Source organism: Sorangium sp. So ce281, assembly GCF_051527395.1.
In the GTDB taxonomy this organism is placed as follows: Bacteria; Myxococcota_A; Polyangia; order Polyangiales; family Polyangiaceae; genus Sorangium; species Sorangium cellulosum_B.
In genome coordinates this window covers 11,810,180-11,830,679 of the sequence record NZ_CP150322.1, presented here as the reverse complement: position 1 = coordinate 11,830,679, position 20,500 = coordinate 11,810,180, and the positions used below count along the sequence as shown (strand labels likewise).

Genomic DNA, 20,500 nt, shown 5'->3' with positions numbered 1-20,500 from the left:
AGGCCGGTCTTACCGCCGATGTAATAGGCGTGGGCCGTTCGTCCTCGCTGCCCGGATCGTCGTACTGACACTGCATCTCGACGTGCTCGCACAGCGCGCGGCAGAACGCGCGGCTACGCGGGAAAGCACCGCTCGCGCAGACAGCGGGCGGAACGCGCTCTCCGCGTACCCTGGGCCACGGCCGAGCGTTCGCGCGCTCAGAAGTTCAACGTCGCGGTCACGTAGCCCGAGCGGGCGGCACCCGGGTTGAACTGGTTCTCGAGCGTGCCGAAATCCTTGTACCAGGCGGACGCGTTGTAGACACGATTCAAGATGTTGTCCACCTGGACGGTGAGCACGAGCCGCTCGGTCACATCATAGGACGCGTTCGCGTTGAAGACGATGTAGTCCCCGACCTTGGCTGAGCTGTTGTCCTTGGTCAGGTAGTAATCTCCCTGCGCGTAGCACCACAGGGAGACGAACAGCCCCTGCAAGGGGCGGACGTCGAGCCCCGCTTTCGCGAGGAAGCTCGGCACGTGATCGAGCTCCTTGCCCTTGAGCTTGGGCCGGGTGGGACCCGGCTCGACCTGCTCGGAGATGGGACGGCTGAACGAGCCCCAGATGGAGACCGGCTCGATCGGGCGCACGGTGAGCTCGACATCGTAGCCGCGCCGCATCGTCTCTCCGACGTTCTCGGATTCGCCCGACTCGTCCGCCTTGGGCCGCACCTCGCCGCTCGCGAACTGCTGCCAGTACGCGAGGTGGGCATTGAGCCATGGGGACACGCTCGCCCTGTAGCCGATCTCCCAGCCGTCGTTGATCGACGGCTCGAGCGGCGCCCTCCCCGGAGCGGCGTAGGCGCCGATTCCGGAGCCGACCTGGAACGATCGCCCGTAGTTGCCGTACACGCTGTGGCCCTTCACCGGCGTCACCCTGACACTCGCCTTCGGCTGCCAGATGGTGCCGTAGTCGTTGATGGGGAGCTCGACGTCGTTGAGCCGGTCGGTGAAGCCGCCGGCCAGGCGATCGGCCCGCAATCCGGCCACCAGCAGGAGCGGCTCGATCGGCTTCACACTCGCCTGCGCATAGGTGCCGATGGAGTGGAAGTTGAAGGCGTGATCGCGGAGCATCGGGTCCGGCAGCCGCTTGCGGTTCGCCGTGGGGAAGCGCTGCTGGACGTTATCCTGAAACTGGTAGTCGATGCCCCACTCGGCGGCCACATCGGCCCCCCAGGGGCCGCGCGTCCGCAGGGTGAGCACCGAGCTGCCACCGTATTGCTTCTCATCATGGGCCCGCAGCTGCTGGACCGTGTCGGCCTCGTACGTTACCCAGCGGTCTTGCAGGAACGACTGCCCGTACGCCTTCAGCTGCCAGGACAGGCCGTCGGCGAGGGCGTAATCCGCGTGGAGGCTCGCGTGAAGGGTCGTCTGCCGGCCGCCGTCGCTCCCCGCATAGAGGAGCGACTTTGTGGGGTGCGAGCGCGCATCTTCGGGACCGAGATAGCCGGGCGCGTCTGCGTCGAGGAACATGGCCCTGACGATGAGCCCGACCTTGAGCTCCTTGGACAGCTCATAGAACCATTTGCCAGACCCGGCGGCCTTGTCCGTTCTCGAATGGTCGCGGTACCCCTCGGCCCCACGGTAGCCCGCAAAGTAGGTCTGGCTCAAGCCGCCGCTCTCATGGCCGACGAGCACTTGGGGCTCGATCGTCCCGAAGCTGCCGGCGAGGAGCCGGGCGAAGCGCTCGCTGCCACTCTTGCGCGTGGTGACGTTGATGTTGCCGGCGACGTTGAAGAGCCCGTAGCGCGGGTCGTTCGTGCCCTTGACGACCTCGATGCGCTCGATCTCGAGCGGAAAGACGGCCTTCATGTCGGGGTAACCGATGTGAAGGTTGGCCGGGATGCCGTCGATCAGAAGCTTCGTATTGGCGTCGGCCTGCGTGCTGAATCCGCGGATCCCTATCTCGGCATTGGCGATGCCCTGGTTATAGGAGTCCATGTAGACGGTCGGCACACGCTTGAGCAGCTCGAGCGGATCGCTCGGGCTCTGCTTCTTGATCTCCTCGGCTCCGAGGACATCGACCGACGTCACGATGTCGGCGCTGGTGAGCGGGCCCACCTGCCTGCCGCGGATGGTGACCTCGGGGCTCGGCTCAGGAGGAGGGTCGGCCGGTGCGCCGTCGGGAGCGTCCGCCGGTGCGGGCTCGGCGGCCGGAGGCGCGCCCGATGCGCGCGTGACGGCAGGCGCCGCGGCGGCAGGGGGTGCTGCCTCGGTGGCGTCGGGTTCCGCCGCCCCGGCGATCTGGGCCGAAAGCAGGACGAGGAGCGTGGGGACAAGAGCGTGGGGGCGAGCGCGCAGGGTCATGACAGGAGCACAGGCGTAAGAGCGGCGGGGGAGCCGCAGCGCTGGGGTGGCGAGTGGATCAGGGCGCTTGGGGTGCAGGCGACGCAGCGAGAGGAGAGCGAAAGGAAATCGGACTCGAATACGCCGGAAACGATTGCGAAATGCACCCGCTAGACGGCCCGCGTGAACGGCTATGAGAACCAAACGTTCTCCGAGAAGTCAAGTCTCTCTGGTACCGAACGCTTCCCGGCGCGTTTCGATTCAACGGCGGTCCCTGGAGCCGGGAGACTGTGATCCAAGGGCAGCTGGATTGTAGTAAGCATTAGAATGATTGCCCATGTCAAGCCCTTCGTGAGGCGCGTGGGGCAGGCCCTGCGGCGCGTGTCTCAGTCCCAGCGCCCGGCAGCGCCGGTACCCCGCTCGCCTGGCCGCGGGCACACCGCCGCCTCGGCGACCTTTCAGCGTGGATTTCGCGCCCACGATGCCGATCCGAGGCCAGAAAAATCCGACGCCATCAACGGAACGCCTTGAAAGAAGGCTCCGGCGTGGCAACCCGTCCGGGTTGCGACGTTCAACCGAAGGGGCACGCCGAGCACCGGCGGGGTGCGTCGGCGCGAGCCCGGGGTTCGAGAGGCGCGGCGACGGGCGGCAACAAAGGCGAATCCGGCGGCCAGCCCCTTGCAAGATCCACGTCGCGCCCACGGAGAAGGACCTGACAGACGTCGCACGGCTCGTCCCGTTACGCGCCTTCGTCCGGGAGCTCGGGGTCGACGCGGCCTTGCACCGCAGATTTTTCCGGTTCAAGACTTGTCGCTCGGTCATGTACCCGATGGCCGCGCAGATGCGGCTGCTGATGGACAGCGCGCTCGCCGGCGAGGAGCGCGTCTTCGGCATCGAGGCGCTCGCCGTCGATCCGCTCTTCTCACGCCTCGCGGGCGGGGCCGTCCCGCGCATCGACACCGTCTACCGGGTACCGGGACATGCGCCGCTTCGATGAGGAGGCGCTCGAAGCGCTCCACAGCAGGGTCGTCGACCCGCGGACAGAGCCCGGCGTGCGAATTCCCCGCACCGGGCTCCCACCTTCGGTCTACGGACCGTGGAAGGGTCGTTCGGACCAGGGATGAACGATGCGGGTCGGCGGAGGCGGATAGCGTGCCTCGAATGGCTGGATCTTCTCCACCCTCCATCGCGCTCGCTGGGTTCGCCTCTGTAGCTCGTGATACCAGGTATGCTCGACTTGCCGGCGGAGCGTTTGCTGGCGCCCTTGCGTTGGCGGGGACGCCATAGTAGTTCAGCGCCCACGAATCACGGAGCAGAGCCACCGATGTTGCGGCGCCGGCGGCGCATGCATTCCTATCCGTTTGAGCCTCCCGGAGAGGGTGTCGAAGCCCGGCGTCCCCGTCATCTTTACCCTCCAACAGCTCCGCGTCCCGGTGCCGTCCTTGCCGCCGGTAAGCCGACCTTGGCCTCGTGACGAGACGGCGATTTCCAGTACACGTAAAATGCCACAGGCAAACGTCGCGGATCGCCGCCTCAGAAAGCCGTTGACACCGAGCACGCGTTGGCACATGCTGGCCTCGCGACGGAATGCCCCCTCGAAGCGATGATCCCTCGTGGATGGGCGGGCATATTCCGCCCACCAGGCGACGAATCACCTATCGTCGGTTCGCGAGCCGAGTCGGCTCTGCACACAGTGTTCAGACGGCACTGGCACGGACGCAGGCAGGATTCGGACATCCCTAAACAGCTCAGGGAGGATCCTAACTAGATGAGAGATCATCCGGACACGCCCGCGGGCAAGGCGCGGGGTGTAGCGCTCGTCGAGCGACACGTCACCCGTGCATTGAAAGAGGAAGAGCTCCTTCTGGGGAGGCATTCGCCCGCGGAGCCGGGGACGGTGCCGGTCGCGATGCCGTACTCCCGATTCCGCCGTGAATTCTTCGGCGGAGACGGCTATCAGTGTCTCAATGATCAGCGCACCCGGCTGGATGCCTTCGATATCATGCTCCTCGAGCAGATCGACGGCGCGCGAACCATCTCGGAGATCTACGACAATCTCTCGCGTGTCCCGGGCATCTCGGTGACCCTCGAGAGCACGCTGCACGCCATTGAGCGGCTCGTGAAGGGCGGTCTCCTCCGTTGGTCGACCGTGCGCTGTCCCGGCCGGCCGGTCAAGATCGAGGTGCACGAGCGGCAGAGCGACGTCTTCGATCGCCTGAGCTCCCCGATCAACGTGCTCTGGGAGCCGACGCTGCACTGCAATCTATCGTGCGACTTCTGCTACAATGCCTCCGGTCCGAGCGGGGACCGCGGCGAGCGCAGGACGGATGCTGTCAAGCAATTCGCCGATTCGGGCGCGCTCCAGCTGACGCTCATCGGCGGCGAGCCGATGATGCTGCCGGACTTCTACGACCTCGTTCACCAGGCCGAGGGGCTCGGCATGAGCACCGAGTTCGTGACCAACGGCTGGTTCATCGATGAGAAGCACATCGCGCGGCTGCTGGAGACGAACATCTTCCAGCTCGTCATCAGCATTGATGGCCTGGAGGCGACCCACGATCGCCTTCGTGGCAAGCAAGGCTCCTACAAGCGGGCGATGCGGGGGGTTCGGCTGCTGGCGGACGCGGGGTTCGACGTCAATGTCACCGTCTGCCTCCAGCGCAGCAACGTCAGCGAGATCGAGCCGCTCATCGACACGCTCGCCGAAGGGGGCGCGGCCCGCGTCAAGCTCCGCCCGATGGTCGCCGAGGGCCGTGCGCGCTCGATCTTCTCCGGAAGCGGCCTCACCCTCGCAGAGATCGAGCGCTATCAGCCCGTGATCAAGCGCAAGAAGGAAGAGTACCGCGGCCGCATGAGCGTCGCTCACCGGATGCCGGCGACCCAGCTGGGCGTCTGTGCCTGCGACTACAACCCGGAGAATCCGGGCGTTATCGCGCGCTACAAGGGGACGTGTGGCATGGGGCGTCTGCAGTGTTATGTGCGCGTCGACGGGGGCGTGACACCCAACTCGACGCTGCGCGACCACGTCCTCGGGAACATCTACGAGCGTTCTTTCAAGGAAATCTGGCAGGACGAGTCGCTGTGGACCGAGGCCAGGCCACCGAACCGCGCGGGTCTCAAAGTGCTGCATTTCTGATCCTGGTGCGGAGCTGGCTCGCGCGGGTCGATCTCGGCGGAGGCGGGTACGCTCCGGCCGGACGTTCAATCGGCGCAGGGTCGACGGTCAGGCCAGGGATGCCGTCGGGGATGCCTTGGCCCGTAGAGGACGCTTGAGGCGCTCGATCCATGAGAGTCACTGACGTACCGGGCGTACGAGTCGGCCATTTTACGGACATCGAAGGGCGCACGGGCGTGACTGTCGCGCTGTTCGAGGGCGGCGCGACAGGCGTCGGCGTATTCCTGGGGAGCGCAACCAGCACCCGGGGCTTCGACAGCCTCCTCCCTCGCGGTGTTGCCAGGCCGGTGCACGGCATCTGCTTCACGGGCGGGAGCGCCTTCGGCCTCTCGGCCACCGGTGGTGTCCAGCGCTACCTGCGCGAGCAGGGGCTGGGGCTTCGGATGGTCGATCTTGTCGTCCCTCTCGTGCCCACGGCCGCCATCTTCGATCTCCGCACCGGCAAGCCGGGCATCTATCCGACCGAGGACATGGCCTACCAGGCGTGCCTGAGCGCCGGGACGGAGGTGGCCGAAGGCAACGTCGGCGCCGGGACCGGCGCGACGGTGGGGAAGTTCATCGACTGGCGCCATGCCATGGCCGGCGGCATAGGCACCACGTCGGCGCGCGTGGACGGCATCACGATGGGCGCGCTGGCCGTCGTCAACGCCTTCGGTGACGTGCGGGATCCCGAGAGCGGGCGCATCCTCGCCGGAGCGCGGACGGCGCCCGATTCGCATGTGCTACTCGACGCTTCCCGTGCCGCCCGCCGCGGGCTCCTGAAAGAGAGCCCGATCGCTGGCAGCAACACGACGCTCGTCCTCATCGTGACGGACGCGGCGCTCAACCCGAACGAGTGCGACATGACGGCAAGGATGGCGGGAGCCGGGTTCGCCCGCGTCATCTCGCCTGTCTTCACGCACTACGATGGCGACATCGTCATCGTGCTCTCCGTCGGAGACAAGCCGGTCCATCCCCTGGTCGCAGGGCAGACGGCGGCTGATCTCTGCGCGGAAGCGATCGTGCGCGGCGTGCGGGCCGCCCTTCCGGTGGACGGCCTTCCGTGCTCCGCCCAACTCGCAGGTGGACCCGGTGCATGACCGCGGGCACCGGCCTGCACCCAGGAGCCGCCCGCCGCGCGCAGGCGCTCCGACGCTGCTTCTGGTCTCGATCCATCTGCTGCGCTCCCCGTAACCGCGCCGAGGCACTTCACTTTATGGCTTATGATCGGAGCCTTCTCGCGCTCGTAGAAGATACAGAGAGGGAAAACTTCATCGCGGACGGGGCGTGCGCCTTCGACCTTGAGGGCGACGGGGAGCCTTATTTCGTGCTGATGCCGCCGCCGAACGTCACCGGCCCGCTCCACCTCGGCCACGGCCTCTCCCTCATCCTGCAGGACACGCTGGTCAGGCACCGGCGCCTCCAAGGCTACAACGTCTTCTTCCCACCGGGAACGGATCACGGGGGCGCCCGGATGGAGAACGTCGTGCAGCGGCAGCTCCGCCAGCGGAAGCTGGAGCCGCGCGCATTGGGCCGCGAGCGGATGCTGGACTACGTCCAGACATACGCGAATGAGTACCGCGCGCTGATCGTGCAGCAGATGAAGATGCTGAGCATCGCGGCAAACTGGGATCACGAGTGGTTCTCCATGGACGAGGAGCGGAGCCGGGTCCTCAAGGAAACCTTTGTCGAGCTGGTCGAACGCGACGTCATCTACCGCGCCGAGGCCGTGACGAACTGGTGCCCCGCGCTGAACATGCCCTTCCCCGGCGACGGTATCGAGTGCACCGAGGAGGACGGGCTCAAGTACCTGCTGCGCCTGGAGCACCCGACCGGCCCGGTCGAGCTATCCGTCATCCGGCTCGAGTTCCTCCTTGCCGCGACCGCCATCGGCATCCAGCCGGAGCATCCCGCGTTCGAGCGTCTGCGCGGGACGACGATCGCCCTGCCGTTGGTCGACCGGCTCGTCCCGATCATCGCTGTCGGCGCGCGCAGCGGCATGGGGCGCGGCGAGGCGATCCTCGTCGTCCCCTCCGCGTCAGGGCTCGACTACGAGCTCGCCCAGCAAGGGATGCTCTCGGTGCCGGAGCTCTATGCCAGCGACGGGACCATTGCGGTCGGGCCTCACGCCTGCGGAGGGCTCGACATCGAGGTGTGCCGGCGCCAGCTGGCCGAGCAGCTCGAGGCGGCAGGAAAGATCATCCGGACCGCGTCGACCAAGGTGCAACGGGCGAACCCCATCGGCTTCGACGGCGTGCTGGTCGTGCCGAGGGTGACCGCGCAGTGGTATCTGCGCGTCCATGGGCTGGCCGAAGACGAGCTGAAACGGCTCGGCGAAAATGCCGTGAAGCTCAACGCGCGGACATGGGAGCTAGGTTATCGCTACTGGCTCCGGCGCTACCTGCAGATCCCTGGACAGATGCGTGGGCTCTGGTGGGACGGCGGCGATCTGAAGACGTCGCGGGGATTCTCGAACATCCGCGACTGGCTCGTGTCGAGCCAGTCGCTGTGGGGGCAGCGGATGCCCGTATGGGACTGCGTGTCGTGCGCGCGACCGACCGTCAGCACCACGCCGGTCGCGCGATGCAAGGCGTGCGGCGCCACCCACCTTCGAGAGAGCGACGACGTGATGCAGCTCACCTTCAGTGGCTCTGTTTGGCCGCGCTCGGTCAGTGTCTGGCCTGAACGCCCAGCCTTGGCCGACCTGACGGTCACGGGTCATGACGTCTATCTCTATTGGATCGCGACCTCGAACATGGTTTGCGGTGAGGTCGAAGACAAGGCCGCCTACAAGAACGTTCATGTCCACGGCCTGATCGTGGACGACCAGGGCGCGAAGATGACCAAGTCGAGCGGGAATACCGTCTCTCTCGCCGAGCTCTGCGCCCAGGAGGGGGTCGAGGTGGTCCGTGCGTACATCTACTACGGGCTGGCTGGCAGCAAGGAGGGGGAAGCGTGGGTGCGGCTCGGGCCCGATCTGCTCGAACGCGCGCGCGCCACGGTCTTCGGCCTGCTGGAAGCGCTCATGGGGCTTCCGCTCCGCGCCGGCGACGAGGGCGGCGACGAGGCTGATGGAGAGCCCACGCTGGATGCGCTGCAGGCGTCGATCGACGCGGATCTCGAGATCGGACGGGTCGGGATCGCCTACGGGCGCCTGCTCGACCATCTCGACCGGGTGCGCTCAAAGGACGGCGGCGTAGCTGCCCGGAGCCTCGATCGGTTCCTTGGCATGCTCCACCCGTTTCACCCGCTGCTCAGCGACCACATCTTTCGAACCCGGCTGAAGGGATCGAAGACCTTGTTGCTGGCCGCGCGGCGGCGCCGCTCGACGCCGGCGCACGCCCCGGCGTGAACCGCGAGCAGCTGCGGACACGCGCCTGGGGCGCGCTCGCCGCGCCCCTCATCGGTACCCGAACTTGTGCTCCACCTCCGTCAGGCTGCCGTCGAGGATCTCCACGATGCGGTCCGCTTCCGCGCGAGTGAGGCAGAGCGGAGGCGCCAGAAAGACGATGTGCCCCACGCGGGTCAAGAGCCCACGTTCTATGAGGAGCGTGCTGAGCGCCTTGATGGCGTCCCGCGCCAGGGGCGTCTTTCCCCCGCTCTCGCGATCTTTCAGCAGCTCGACGCCGAGCAGCAGGCCAAGCCCTCGCACATCGCCGACCGTCGGGTGACGTTTGAGCTCCTTCAGCTGCTCCAGCAGGTACGCGCCTACGTGCGCCGCGTTGTCGACCAGGCCCTCGCGGCGCAGGATCTCGATGTTCGCAAGGGACGCCGCGCAGGAGACGGCGTGGCCGCCGAAGGTGAGGAGGTGGGAGAGCCTCTTGTCGTGCATGAACGGCTCGACCACCTTGGGCCGGCACAGCGCGGCCCCGATGGGCGCATAGCCGCTGCTCAAGCCCTTGGCGACCGTCATGATGTCTGCGGTGACGTTCCAGTGCTCGGAAGCAAACATCTTTCCGGTGCGCCCGAAGCCGGTGATCACCTCGTCGAGGATCAACAGCACGCCGTGCCGATCGCAGATCTCACGCAGCCGCGGGAGGTACTCCGGCGGAGGGACGACGATGCCGTTTGACGCCGAGATCGGCTCGGCAATGACAGCAGCGACCGTCTCCGGGCTCTCGAACTCGATGAGCTGCTCGATGGCGTCGACGCAGTACACGCCGCACTCCGGATACGTCCTCCGGTAATCGCACCGATAGCAGTAGGGCGGCGACACGTGCAGCGCACCGTGCATGTAGGGGCTGTGGTACGGCTCGCTGAGCGCACGGACGCCGCTGACGCTCATGGCCCCGTGCGTAGCGCCGTGGTAGGAGCCGCGCCGGCCGACGACCTTGAACCGCTTCGGCATGCCCTTCAGGTAGTGGTGCTGCCGCGCGATCTTGATGGCCGATTCAACGGCCTCGGAGCCTCCGCTGCAAAAGAAGGTCACCGAGATGTCTCCGGGCGCGAGCTCGGCGAGGGTCTTGGCCAGCTTGATCGCTGGCACGGTGGTCGTCTGGGTCGCGCTGCCGTACGCCAGCGTGGCAGCCTGGGCGGCCATCGCCTCGCCGATCTCCTTGCGACCGTGGCCAACGTTGACGAGCCACATGCCCGCAAGGCCGTCGATGTACTCCCTGCCGTCCACGTCCTTCACCACGCACCCCCGCCCCTCGGCGAGGATGCGCGTCTCCTCCTGGCTCGCGAGCGCCCGCCACGGTGAGGCGTGTAGCCAGACATGCTCGCTTCCAGCCTCCAGGAGGGAGGCTGCGTCTACGTCCGCAACGACACCGGGGGCCGCTCGCATCGTCATGGGGAAGGGAGCTCCTCTTTGAAAAAGGGCACAACGTCCGCATAACATCATCGCAGGATGGATACAACGGGCGCCTCGTGCCCTGTGCGCCCAGGAAACGTCGTGTCGGCTGGACGGCTTCCGGCAGGAGAAGCCGCCGGCCCTGCCACGATGCGGCCAATGTAGGACAACGCAGCAGCGAGCGGTCGTTGAAGCGACCGTGAAACGTACCCTGCTTTGCTGCGCAGCCGCCCGGGGGATCTGGTCTGACCCTCGCCTGACCCTCTCCTGACCCTCGCAGGAGAGCGTCACTGGTTCGCCTCTTCGGGCAGGCGGTCTTCGAGTCGGCAGCAAGCGGCCATGCGCCTCTTCAGTGGAGAGGGCGTGCGCCTGCACCCGTGTCGAGCGCCTGCGCGCCTCGCTGGCCGCCTTGACCTCGCTCCGTCCGCCGTGCTACATCGGCGAAGCGCTTAGCTACGTGCGGACCCTTGTCATCGTGCCAGAGCGTAAAGGTGGAGCCTTGCCGGATTTCGATATCGTTATCAAGGGCGGGAAGATCGTTGATGGCACCCAGGTGCCTGCCTACCTGGGCGATATCGGCATTCGGGATGGCCGCATTGCGGAGATCGGACGCATTGCGGAGCACCGGGCGGCCCGGGTGCTCGACGCGTCCGGGCTGATCGTCGCGCCGGGCTTTATCGACCTCCACACCCATTACGACGCCCAGATCCAGTGGGACCCCTACTGTACCATCTCGGGCTGGCACGGAGTCACCTCCGTCGTCCTCGGCAACTGCGGATTCGGCTTCGCCCCGGTGCGCCCCGAGGAGCGGGAGCGCGCCATGCTCTCGATGACGCGCACCGAGGCGATCCCGTTCGAATCGATGAAGAAGGGGATGCTCTGGGACTGGGTCACCTTCCCGGAATGGCTCGACTCCCTCGAACGCATGCCGAAGGGGGTGAACTGCAAGACCTATGTGCCGGTGTCCCCGCTCATGATCTGGGTCATGGGCCTCGAGGCGGCGAAGTCGCGCGACGCCACCGAGGCGGAGACGCGCGAGATGCAGAGGTTGTTGAACGAGGCCATGGACCACGGCGCCTGCGGGTTCTCGGTCCAGCGCCTCGGGGAGTCCTCCATCCAGGCCGATTATGACGGCACGCCGATGGCCACCGACACCATGTCGGATCGGCTGGTGCTGGCGCTGGCCGACGTCCTCCGACAGCGGGGGGACGGCATCATCCAGATCACCCAGTCGCTCAGGGACATCGGGCCCGAGGTCTTCGGGACCGAATGGGAGACGAACCCCGATTGGGATTTCGAATCGGAGCTCGCCGCCGCGTGCGGGCGGCCTGTCCTTCACAACCTCATCATTCCGCTGGATATCAGGCAAGAGATCCATCAGAAGTCGATTCGTTGGGTCGAGAAATCCAACACGCGAGGTGAGCGTATCTTTGGTCAGACGCTCACCGGGCGTGCTCCCTACACGTTCACCCTGGAGGACTGGAACCTCTACGATACCGGGCCGGCGTGGAACAAAGCGCTCCTCGGGACCGCCGAGGACAAGATGCGGAACATCGCGGATCCCGAGATGCGGCGGCAGCTCGTCGAGGACAGCGACGAGAAGCGCCTGGCGACGGCGATCCTGGGCGGCCCGATCGCCGATCTCCTCATCGTGGATGTGGCCGGAAGGGCGGAGTTTGACAAGTACCTGGGCCGATCGGTGGGCGACCTCGCGCGGGAGACGGGCAAGCACCCCGTGGAGGCGCTCCTCGATCTGAGTCTGGCGACCAGGCTGAAGGCGGCTTTCCAGACGGGCAACGGAAATTCAAACTCGCCCGATGTCATCGCCCAGGCCATGGAGTCGCCGTACACGCTGCCAGGCGTGTCGGACGGCGGCGCGCATACCAAGTTCCTTACCGGGGGCTCCTACTCGACGGATTTCCTCACCTGGCTGGTGCGCGACACGGGCAAGATCTCCCTCGAGAAGGCGCACTACAAGCTCAGCTTCCTGCCCGCGCACGCAGCGGGCTTCCGTGACCGCGGCTACCTGCGTGAAGGGGCCGCCGCCGATATCATCGTCTACGATCTCCCGAACCTGCGCCGGACGCCCGAGTGGGGCGGGGATGTCGTCTACGACATCCCCGGCGGGGAGTGGCGGCGGGTGCAGAGGTCCGAAGGATATCGCTGGGTGCTGGTCAACGGACAGGTGACGTTCGAAGACGGAAAGTGCACAGGCGCCACGCCGGGCAGGCTGCTTCGCCACGGCAGAAGCACAGGCTGACGGCACCCGGGGGGACGTGTACCCGCACGCGTAAGGACGCCTCTGCGCGCCCGCGCACGAAGAGACACCGCCTCCTGAAGCAGATCGGCCCTGAGTAGGAAGCCACACGTTCGAGGGTGTCAGCGCGAGCATTATGATATCGATCCATGTAAAGCGTTTTATTCGACGTGCGTTGAAGGAGGCGACTGTCTGGCTCGAGGAGGAGCCGCACGACGGGTTCGTCTACACCGACCTCAACCGGCTCTATCGCCGTTGGATGCGCGAGGAGAACGGCGCCCTGCGAGATAGCTACACGTGGGGTGCGATCCAGGCAGCGCACCTCGCCCGGTCGCTCGGCCTTGGCAGCGTTTCTCTTGTGGAGTTCGGCGTCGCCGGAGGGCGCGGGATACTCGCGCTCGACCGGCTGGTGGCTCGGCTGGAGGAGCATTTCAAGCTGCGAGTCGAGGTCTACGGCTTTGACACGGGCGCTGGCCTCCCTCCTCCCGAGGACCATCGGGATCTGCCGAATCTGTGGTCAGAGGGGTATTTCCCGATGGACCAGGCGAAGCTCAAGAGCCGGCTCACGCGGGCCGAGCTGCTCCTCGGCCTGATCAAGGATACGCTCCCCAGCTTCCTGGCCCGAAAGCCCGCACCGATTGGCTTCGTCTCGATTGACCTCGACCTGTACAGCTCGACAGCCCACGCCCTGCAGATCCTCGCGACCGAACCGTCGCTGCTCTTGCCGCGCGTCCACTGCTATTTCGACGACATCCAGGGCTTCACGTTCAGCGAGTTCAACGGGGAGCGTCTGGCGATCGACGAGTTCAACAAGACGCACGAGAAGCGAAAGATCTCGCCAATCTACGGGCTGCGGCACTTCGTCCCGCGGGAGACGGCGAACGCGCAGTGGGTCGAGCTGTTTTACATGGCCCACGTCGTCGACCACCCGCTCTACGGGGCCAACGACGGGCTCCTTCGCCGAAAATCTCTCGACATCTAGAGCGGTGGTCACCCGCTTCGGATACGGGCCCATCTCGACGTTTTCGGTGCTCAGCGCACAGGAGTGCGCTTCCGCGCCGAGAACGCCGATCTGGGCCCGTCTCCTGTGCGGGTGACCGCCGCTCTGCGACGCTCGTACCAGGCTCAGCTGAAAACCGCTCTAGATCTCTGATCCAGATTCGGGGACGCTGGCAATCTACAGCGGGGGGCAGGTTCGTGCGCTACGGGCTCGGCCGCCAGGCAGGCGAGTGAGGCGCACGAAGGTACGCCGCGTGGCTACCCGGCTCAGGGGCAGGCGGCCGCCCAGCGCGCATCGTCTTGCCAGATAGTTTTCAGCGGCTCGCTCGTAATGTTGCCCACGACATGCTCACGGACGAAGGCGTGCGGCGCAACGCCGCCGTCCTGGCGCACATAGGCCAGCGTCCGGCCAACGAAGCAGGGGCCGCCACCGCATGTCCGGAAGGCCTTGTCCGACGGATCGTTTGGACAGAAACAGCCACCGACGACATTGACCGGCGCCGTATGGACGAACCTGAGGGCGCCGCCGAATTCTTCGAGCTTGCGTCGAAGAAGAGGTTGATACCCGACGACATCCGCCGGCGAAACAGCCTCCGACTGGTCGACTTCATCCTGAGCACGACCGGAGTTCACGATCGGGCGCAACTTCAGGTAGCTTGCCCCCGCGTCGGCACAGAGATCGATCATCGCTTCCAGATCGTTCAAATTGCTGCGCAGCACCGTGAGCGACACCGTCACGTCGTACCCTGCATCGCTGAAGCGACGCACCCCCTCGATGGCGCGCCGGAATGAGCTCTGCCGCCCACGGATCCGATCATGCATCTCCTCGGGCCCGTCGACGCTCACCATCAGCTCGCAGATGCGCGTGCCCTCGATGCGCTTGAGGTACTCTTCCGTCAAAAGCCAGCCGTTCGTGACGAACTCAACGCCCATCCCGCCAGCCTCGAGCGCGAGGACGTTGTCCACAAACTGGCGCTCGACCAACGGCTCGCCGCCCAGGATCGTCGTGAGGAACGTGCCCGAGGCCAGAAGCTGCGGGATGACGATGTCGGAAGCCACGCCGTCCGGCCCGTCCGGCCCGGACGAGTTGTAGCAGGTCGTACAGACGAGGTTGCACTTGAGCGTCGGCTCCCAGTGCACGACCAGAGGCGCGCTGAGCCGCTCGATCGACGAGGGCACAGGTGGCCGGTGATCCTCGATGTTGACCGCGCGACCAGGCCGCCGGATCTTCGACCAGCGGACGAGGTGGGCCGATATCAGGCTCGCGAGCGCTGCCTCCGCACGCGACGGCCCCGTGGAATCGCCGGGCGCGATGGCTTCGGCCAGACGGATGATGGTTCGCTCTCCGTCGATGAGCTGGAGCACCCGCATCGCGTCGTCATCGAGCCGGGTCGCCCTCTCATTGTAGGGGCTGTAGCCGAAGCCGCCTCGTGCTTCCCGCCGAAAGCGCGCGCGCGGCGCTGCCACCGGAATCACCCCGGGCTCCGCCACGCCGCACGCGCCGGCCTGGGCGAGCTCCTCGCGCTCGACGGCCTCCACATCGCGCGCGAACAGCGCGGCTCGCCGCCGGGGCACGCTTCGTTCAGAAGCGTTCTTCCTGTGGTTCCTTACGAGCTGCGATGTCGGGATCATCGTACACTCCTGGTTGGTGCCGGGGCCTGACTGCGAGCGCCGGCGCAATGCTCGGAGAGGTATCGAACTGTATCAGCTGGGGCAGCTCACGTGAAGGGAGATCTTGCCCGCTCGCGCATGCCGCAGTGCAATGATTGTGCAGTATGTTGGTACTTCAACCTGGCGCCGCTCGCGAGCGCGGAGCTCTCAAGCTGCTGTCGATACAGCAACGGTCGCATGCGCCTCCTCCGGCGCGCGCCAGGCGACGGCCCAGAGGAGCGCAGCGACCAAGAGCCCCACGGGAGTCAGCGTGAGCGCCAGGCCGACGCTTCCCGTGAGATCCGCGATGTACCCCGCGATCGGCGGGCTGAGCGCGTCTCCGAGCATGTGTGTCACGAGGACTGCGAGCGCGAAGGCACGCGCACGAGAGTGGCCGTCCACGAGGTTGATGAGCACGGCGTTGATCGGCGCGTTGTAGAACCACATGAAGAGCTGCGCGAAGAACATGCACGTCAGAATGGCGAGCCGGTTCTCCAGCACGATCGTCAGCATCGCGAAGAGGGCCGCAGCGACCGTCGAGAGCGCGCTCAGCGCGAGGTAAGGCCGCCGGGTGAAGCGCCCGAGCAGGTCGGCGCCGAAGCCCCCGAGCAGGGTCCCCCCGAGGCCCCCGACGATCATCGTGATTCCCATGGCGCTCCCCGCCTCGCCGATGTTCATGCCGCGCGAGCGCGACAGGTAGGTCGGCAGCCAGTCGCCCATGGCACCGCCTGCGAAGGTCACGGCGGTATAGCCCGCCACGGCCAGCACGTATTCGCGGTTCTTTACGAGCGAGCGGAGGACCTCGAGCCAGCTCGGCGGCGAGACCGGGCGGCTGTTGTCGTAGATCCCCCGCGGAGGCTCCCGGATGAGCAGCACCAGCCCTGCGGCGAAGACACCGGGAAATCCGCAGATCATGAACGCCGCCCGCCACCCCAGGTGATGACCGATCAACCCGCCCGCCACGTAGCCGAGCGCGAGGCCGACCGGCACGGCCGTGTAGAAGAGCGTCAGGATCCGGTTCCGCTTCGCTGGAGGATAGAAGTCGCTGAACAGCGAGGGGCAGAGAGATACATACGCCGCCTCGCCGATCCCGACGAGCGCGCGGGATATCACGAGCGACCAGAAGCCTGTCGCAAGGCCCGCGAGCCCGGTCGCGGCCGACCAGAGGGCGGCCCCAGCTGCGAGGATTTTCTTGCGCGGCAGGCGATCGCCCAGGGAGCCGAACAGGGGACTCGTGATCATGTAGACCACGATGAAGGCCGACAAGGGCAGGCTGGTCTCCGTATCGGAGAGATGCAGATCCCGCTTGAACAGGTCCTTCACCGCGCTCGTGATGAACCGATCGGCGTAGTTGAGGAGGTTCACCGCGGTGAGCACAGCGACCGCGAAGCCGGCGCCGGGAGCCGGCGGAGGCAGCCGGGCGGCGGGGAAAGCTGGTCGCGCGGGCGCTTGGAGAGCCATCGTCGCCTACCTGCTGGCAGCTCGGACCCGCGCAGGCATGCCCGGCTCCGACGTGAAGGTCAACCGATCCCGAACGTACTCGAGCACGACGGCCTCGTCCGGGCTCATGGCCTCCTGATCGAGGTAGTACGGCTGGACGACGGCGAGGTCGGGGCGGGGCCGACTCCAGAGCCCGAGGGGCGGGAACGCGAGATCCCGCCGCAGGCCGTCGCGAACGACCCATGTGCGCTTCGGCGGGACGACCGCCGTCAGCCGGAAGCCGCGCGCGAACAGCCACGCCTGAAACGGCGCCAGGGTGGGATCGTCGAGGCGCATCCGCACCACGCTGCAGCAGACGCCGCTCTCCATCAGGCGCTCGACCGCGACGTGCGCCGCAAGCGCCTCCGCGTGCGGCGCGCCGTCCGAAGAGAGCAGGACCGTGCCGTGGTTCGATGCGATGAGCGACTCCGAGGGCGGAAGGAGCAGCCGTGACGGGGTCGTCGAGGCCGATTGCGCTGCGTCGACGATCTTGATCGGGGGGCGCACGCCGAAGTTGAGGAGGGCCATCGCCTCGGCGTACGCCCCCTCTCGCGCGTCGGCGAACACCCATGGGTCGGTGCTCCGGAGGGCGCCGAGGATCTCCTCGGGATCGCGGTTGCTTTCCCGGAACTCCGTCTGCTCGATGACGCCCCCCTGCATCACGTAGAAGGGCGCAAAGCCCCAGAAGCACGAGCGGACGTAGTGGGTGTGGATGCGGTGGATCGCCTCGCCACCGCGCACCTCGGCCGTCGACGGGCGGTTCCGCGGGGCCAGGATCAAGGTGTGATAACGCTCTCGCAGCCACGTCTCGCGGCCGTTCAGGTAGTTGAGCGTCCTCGACACGATGGGCGCCTTGGCCCCGAGCGTGGGATCGACGCTCCCTGAGCGGCAGAGCTCGCCGTAGCCGAGCCCGAACTCCTCTTCGGCGGACAGCACCGTCACGGTGCCCAGCGCCAGATCAGGCGGTTCGGCGGTGGGCTCCCGGAGCAACTGGCGCAAGCGCGCTATCTCATCCTTGTGGCCCCAGAACCAGATGGCCTCTCGACCCGAGCGCACCTGGGCGGCGAGGCGCTCGAACTCGAACGAGTCCGTGTGGTAGTCGCCGCGGTAGGCCCGCAGCAGAATCCTCAGGCGCACCTTCAGGGCGACCTCGGGGCTCTGCGCGGTCTCAGCGGGGCCGACGCAGTTGGCGACGGGGTCGAACTGGGGCACCCCCGCCAGAACTCGCTCCATGCCCTGCACCATCTCGTCGGTGCCGCGGTACGGAACGCAGAGACACGGCTCGCCGGATCGCGCGCTATTCATTGCTCATGCTCTCCATCACCTCGATGAGGACGTGGGCAAGCAGATCGGCTTGCCGGGCGCCCCGGTCGCCGACATAGAGGCGCAGGAAGGGAGGCTCCGACTCGGCCATGCTGGCCGCCGCCGAGATGCGCGGCGCCGAGAAGCCGAAGCTGACGCCCTTGGTCAGGTGCAACCCGAGCGGGCGCGCGCGCTCGAGGATCTCCTCGATGACCGCCTCGAGCTGGTCGCGATGGTTCATGCCAGGCTCGCGGAACAGGAAGGTGACGCAGCCGCCCGCGTAAGGGAGGCGCTGGGCCACGGCGTGGTCGGGGTGGCTGGGCAGCCCGGGGTAGATCACCTCCACGAGGTCAAGCACCTGCTTGCGCTGGGAGAGCAGGCTCGCGACCCGCAGCGCGTTGTTCGATATCCGGAGCATGCGCTGATGGAACCGGGTGCGGTCGTAGACCGGGAAGAGGTGCGCGCCGTGCTTGTAGAGGATCGATCCGCAGTTGCGCCGCAGCCGCTCGAACGTCGCGCGCGCCTCGACTGGGTAGGCGACCAGGCCGGCCATGCTGGCGTCGAGGCCAAGCTGTAGATATTTCGAACAGCTCTCGTAATAGAGCACCTCGACGCCGTCGCCGCCTCGGATCACCTCGAGAGACACTCCCCCCGAGATCATCGTGCCGTCGATGACCAGCGTCATGGGGCCGAGCTTCTGGCGCCGCAGCCCCGCCACGAAGGCGGGCAGGTCGATCATGCGCTGCGTCGCGGTGTTCGCGAGCGAATCGAGGAAGACGACGCTCGGACGGTGCTCGGCGACGAGGGCGAGCATCGAGGCGACCTCGTACTCCTTAGCCCATACGCACCGGACGCTGCGCAGGGAGGTCAGCTGCTCGGACGCCTCGAAGTAGATGTAGGGCGCGAGGAGCACCGTGGCGCCGGGGGCGAGCCGCTCGCGGAGCAGGAATGACTCGATAAGCATGTACGCGGCCATGCCCGAGGACGTGACCGTAACCGCGAACTCCTCGGGGGGCAGCCCGAGCACGCCGACGAGCTGCGATTCGATCCGCTGCACCGCCGCGCTCTCGTAGCGCTCGTAGTTCACCGTCGGGTTGTTCTGCGCCCCGAGGTTGTAGAACTGGGTCACGCGCGACTGATCATACGAGGGAGAACACCACTCGAGGCTGCCGCGGACATAGGCGATGGTGCTGAGCCCCCATCGGAGCGCCGACTCCCCGATCGCGAGCCGGTCGGAGTCCTGCTCGGCGTCGCCCTCCTCGAGGAGCTGGATCGCCTGCCGCACGCTGGCAGCGATGGTCTCGATCTCCTGCGCCAGCGCATGCACGACCTTCTCGTCGAACAGCAGGTTTTGCGAGCAGCAGTATTGCTCGAAGTCGCTGATCTCCCGGCTGCACAGCCCGATGTCGTCGATGCAGAGCCTGAGCTGCTCGATGAGAGCGGCCTGCGGCGTCGCGATGTCGGCCTGCGCCGTCTCGTCGTGCGAGAGCCGGGTGCGCGCCACGGGCAGATCCACCGCACGCCGGCCGCGCAGATCGAGCAGCCGCAGCAGGAGAGGGTCGCTGTACGGGAAGCGCTGGATGCGCGAGAGCGCGATGTGGTGGAGATTGCCCCCGCAGATCGGGATGCCCACGGGCCCCCGCAGCCGCCCCTTCTGCGAGAGCCGGATGCACGCGACGATGGCGGCGGCGCCGGCAGGCTCCACGAGCAGGCTCTCGTGCACCAGCATGGCCAGCGTCGATGCGGCGAGTTCCTCCTCGCTCAGGCAGACGATCCCCTGCACATGCCTGGAGACGAGCTCGAAGGTGATCGAGTTCGGCTCCAGGTTGACCGCGAGCCCGTCGGCCAGTGTCGGCTGGTGCACCACCCGGACGATCTCTCCGGCTTTCAGGCTGCGGGTCAGCGAGTCGTAGCGGGCGGGCTCGCAACCGAAGACGTCGAGCGTGCGGCCCGTGCAAGCCGCTCCGAGCGCCATGCCCGAGATGAGCCCGCCCCCGCCCACGGGAACGACCAGCGACTTGATCTCTGGCACCTCATTGAGGAGCTCGATGCTGATCGTCGCGTTGCCCGCGATGACGTCGGGGTTGTTGTAGGGCGAGATGAAGTAATGGCCCTTGGACCGGGCGAGCTTGAGCGCATGCTCGATCGCCTCTTCGAGCGAGTTGCCGTGCTCGATCAGCCCGGCGCCGGTCGCCACGATATGCTCCCGCTTCAGCCGGCTGGCGGTGGTCGGAATGCAGATGTTCGCGGGGACGCCGAGCTGGCGGGCGACCTCCGCGACAGCGAGGCCGTGATTGCCGGCGGAGGCCGCGATGACCGGGCGCGTCGTCCCGTTGCGGTGGAGCGCGTAATAGGCGCCTCGGAACTTGAAGGAGCCGGTGTGCTGCTGGGACTCCAGCTTGGCGTAGACGGGAACGCCGACGTAGCGCTCCAGCCAGTAGAGCCGGCGGACAGGGGTCTTGATCGCGCGACCCTGAATGACCTCCATCGCATCCAATGGGTCGATGAGGGACGGGTCACCAGCAGCCTGTGACGGCCCCACGGAAACC

General features: G+C 66.9%; 11 protein-coding genes and 1 pseudogene. 6 read left to right on the top strand and 6 right to left on the bottom strand.

Annotation, left to right across the window (positions count from 1 at the left end; genetic code table 11):
* Nucleotides 1–197: 197 nt before the first annotated feature.
* Nucleotides 198–2,342 carry a TonB-dependent receptor gene (locus WMF27_RS45380; protein ID WP_437762642.1) on the bottom strand — a complete coding sequence of 715 codons (2,145 nt, stop codon included), beginning with the start codon at nucleotides 2,340–2,342 and terminating at the stop codon, nucleotides 198–200.
* Between the two features lie 582 nt (nucleotides 2,343–2,924).
* Here WMF27_RS45380 and WMF27_RS45375 point away from each other — a divergent pair.
* From WMF27_RS45375 to WMF27_RS45360, 4 genes and pseudogenes are all read left to right on the top strand, one after another.
* A pseudogene (locus WMF27_RS45375) lies at nucleotides 2,925–3,355 on the top strand (IS1380 family transposase); the annotation flags it as partial.
* Nucleotides 3,356–4,089: 734 nt separating this feature from the next.
* Complete coding sequence (locus WMF27_RS45370) at nucleotides 4,090–5,457, top strand: radical SAM/SPASM domain-containing protein (protein ID WP_437762643.1); 1,368 nt, start codon at nucleotides 4,090–4,092, stop codon at nucleotides 5,455–5,457.
* Nucleotides 5,458–5,606: 149 nt separating this feature from the next.
* Nucleotides 5,607–6,575: a P1 family peptidase gene (locus WMF27_RS45365; protein WP_437762644.1), complete on the top strand. Its 969-nt coding sequence runs from the start codon at nucleotides 5,607–5,609 to the stop codon at nucleotides 6,573–6,575.
* 116 nt (nucleotides 6,576–6,691) lie between these two features.
* Entirely contained in the window at nucleotides 6,692–8,827 is a 2,136-nt protein-coding gene (locus tag WMF27_RS45360; protein ID WP_437762645.1) for a class I tRNA ligase family protein, read from the top strand.
* A 48-nt stretch (nucleotides 8,828–8,875) separates the two neighbouring features.
* On the opposite strand, the gene WMF27_RS45355 is transcribed toward WMF27_RS45360, so the two are convergent.
* Nucleotides 8,876–10,264: an aminotransferase family protein gene (locus tag WMF27_RS45355; protein ID WP_437762646.1), complete on the bottom strand. Its 1,389-nt coding sequence runs from the start codon at nucleotides 10,262–10,264 to the stop codon at nucleotides 8,876–8,878.
* A 352-nt stretch (nucleotides 10,265–10,616) separates the two neighbouring features.
* On the opposite strand from WMF27_RS45355, the gene WMF27_RS45350 reads away from it, so the two are divergent.
* Together WMF27_RS45350 and WMF27_RS45345 are read left to right on the top strand one after the other, a co-directional pair.
* On the top strand, nucleotides 10,617–12,524 hold the full coding sequence (locus WMF27_RS45350; RefSeq protein WP_437762647.1) for an N-acyl-D-amino-acid deacylase family protein: 1,908 nt from the start codon (nucleotides 10,617–10,619) through the stop codon (nucleotides 12,522–12,524).
* Nucleotides 12,525–12,696: 172 nt separating this feature from the next.
* Complete coding sequence (locus WMF27_RS45345) at nucleotides 12,697–13,503, top strand: hypothetical protein (protein WP_437762648.1); 807 nt, start codon at nucleotides 12,697–12,699, stop codon at nucleotides 13,501–13,503.
* 284 nt (nucleotides 13,504–13,787) lie between these two features.
* Here WMF27_RS45345 and WMF27_RS45340 read toward each other — a convergent pair whose 3' ends face one another.
* The 4 genes from WMF27_RS45340 to WMF27_RS45325 all read right to left on the bottom strand — a co-directional run bounded on the left by WMF27_RS45340 (nucleotide 13,788) and on the right by WMF27_RS45325 (nucleotide 20,439).
* Nucleotides 13,788–15,152, bottom strand: a complete 1,365-nt coding sequence (locus WMF27_RS45340; RefSeq protein WP_437762649.1) for a radical SAM protein — start codon at nucleotides 15,150–15,152, stop codon at nucleotides 13,788–13,790.
* A 186-nt stretch (nucleotides 15,153–15,338) separates the two neighbouring features.
* On the bottom strand, nucleotides 15,339–16,631 hold the full coding sequence (locus tag WMF27_RS45335; protein WP_437762650.1) for a spinster family MFS transporter: 1,293 nt from the start codon (nucleotides 16,629–16,631) through the stop codon (nucleotides 15,339–15,341).
* Nucleotides 16,632–16,637: 6 nt separating this feature from the next.
* Nucleotides 16,638–17,954, bottom strand: coding sequence for a hypothetical protein (locus WMF27_RS45330; RefSeq protein ID WP_437762651.1), 1,317 nt, complete (start codon nucleotides 17,952–17,954; stop codon nucleotides 16,638–16,640).
* Nucleotides 17,947–20,439, bottom strand: a complete 2,493-nt coding sequence (locus WMF27_RS45325; protein ID WP_437762652.1) for a pyridoxal-phosphate dependent enzyme — start codon at nucleotides 20,437–20,439, stop codon at nucleotides 17,947–17,949. Before WMF27_RS45325 ends, WMF27_RS45330 begins: the two co-directional genes overlap by 8 nt.
* Nucleotides 20,440–20,500: the final 61 nt, after the last annotated feature.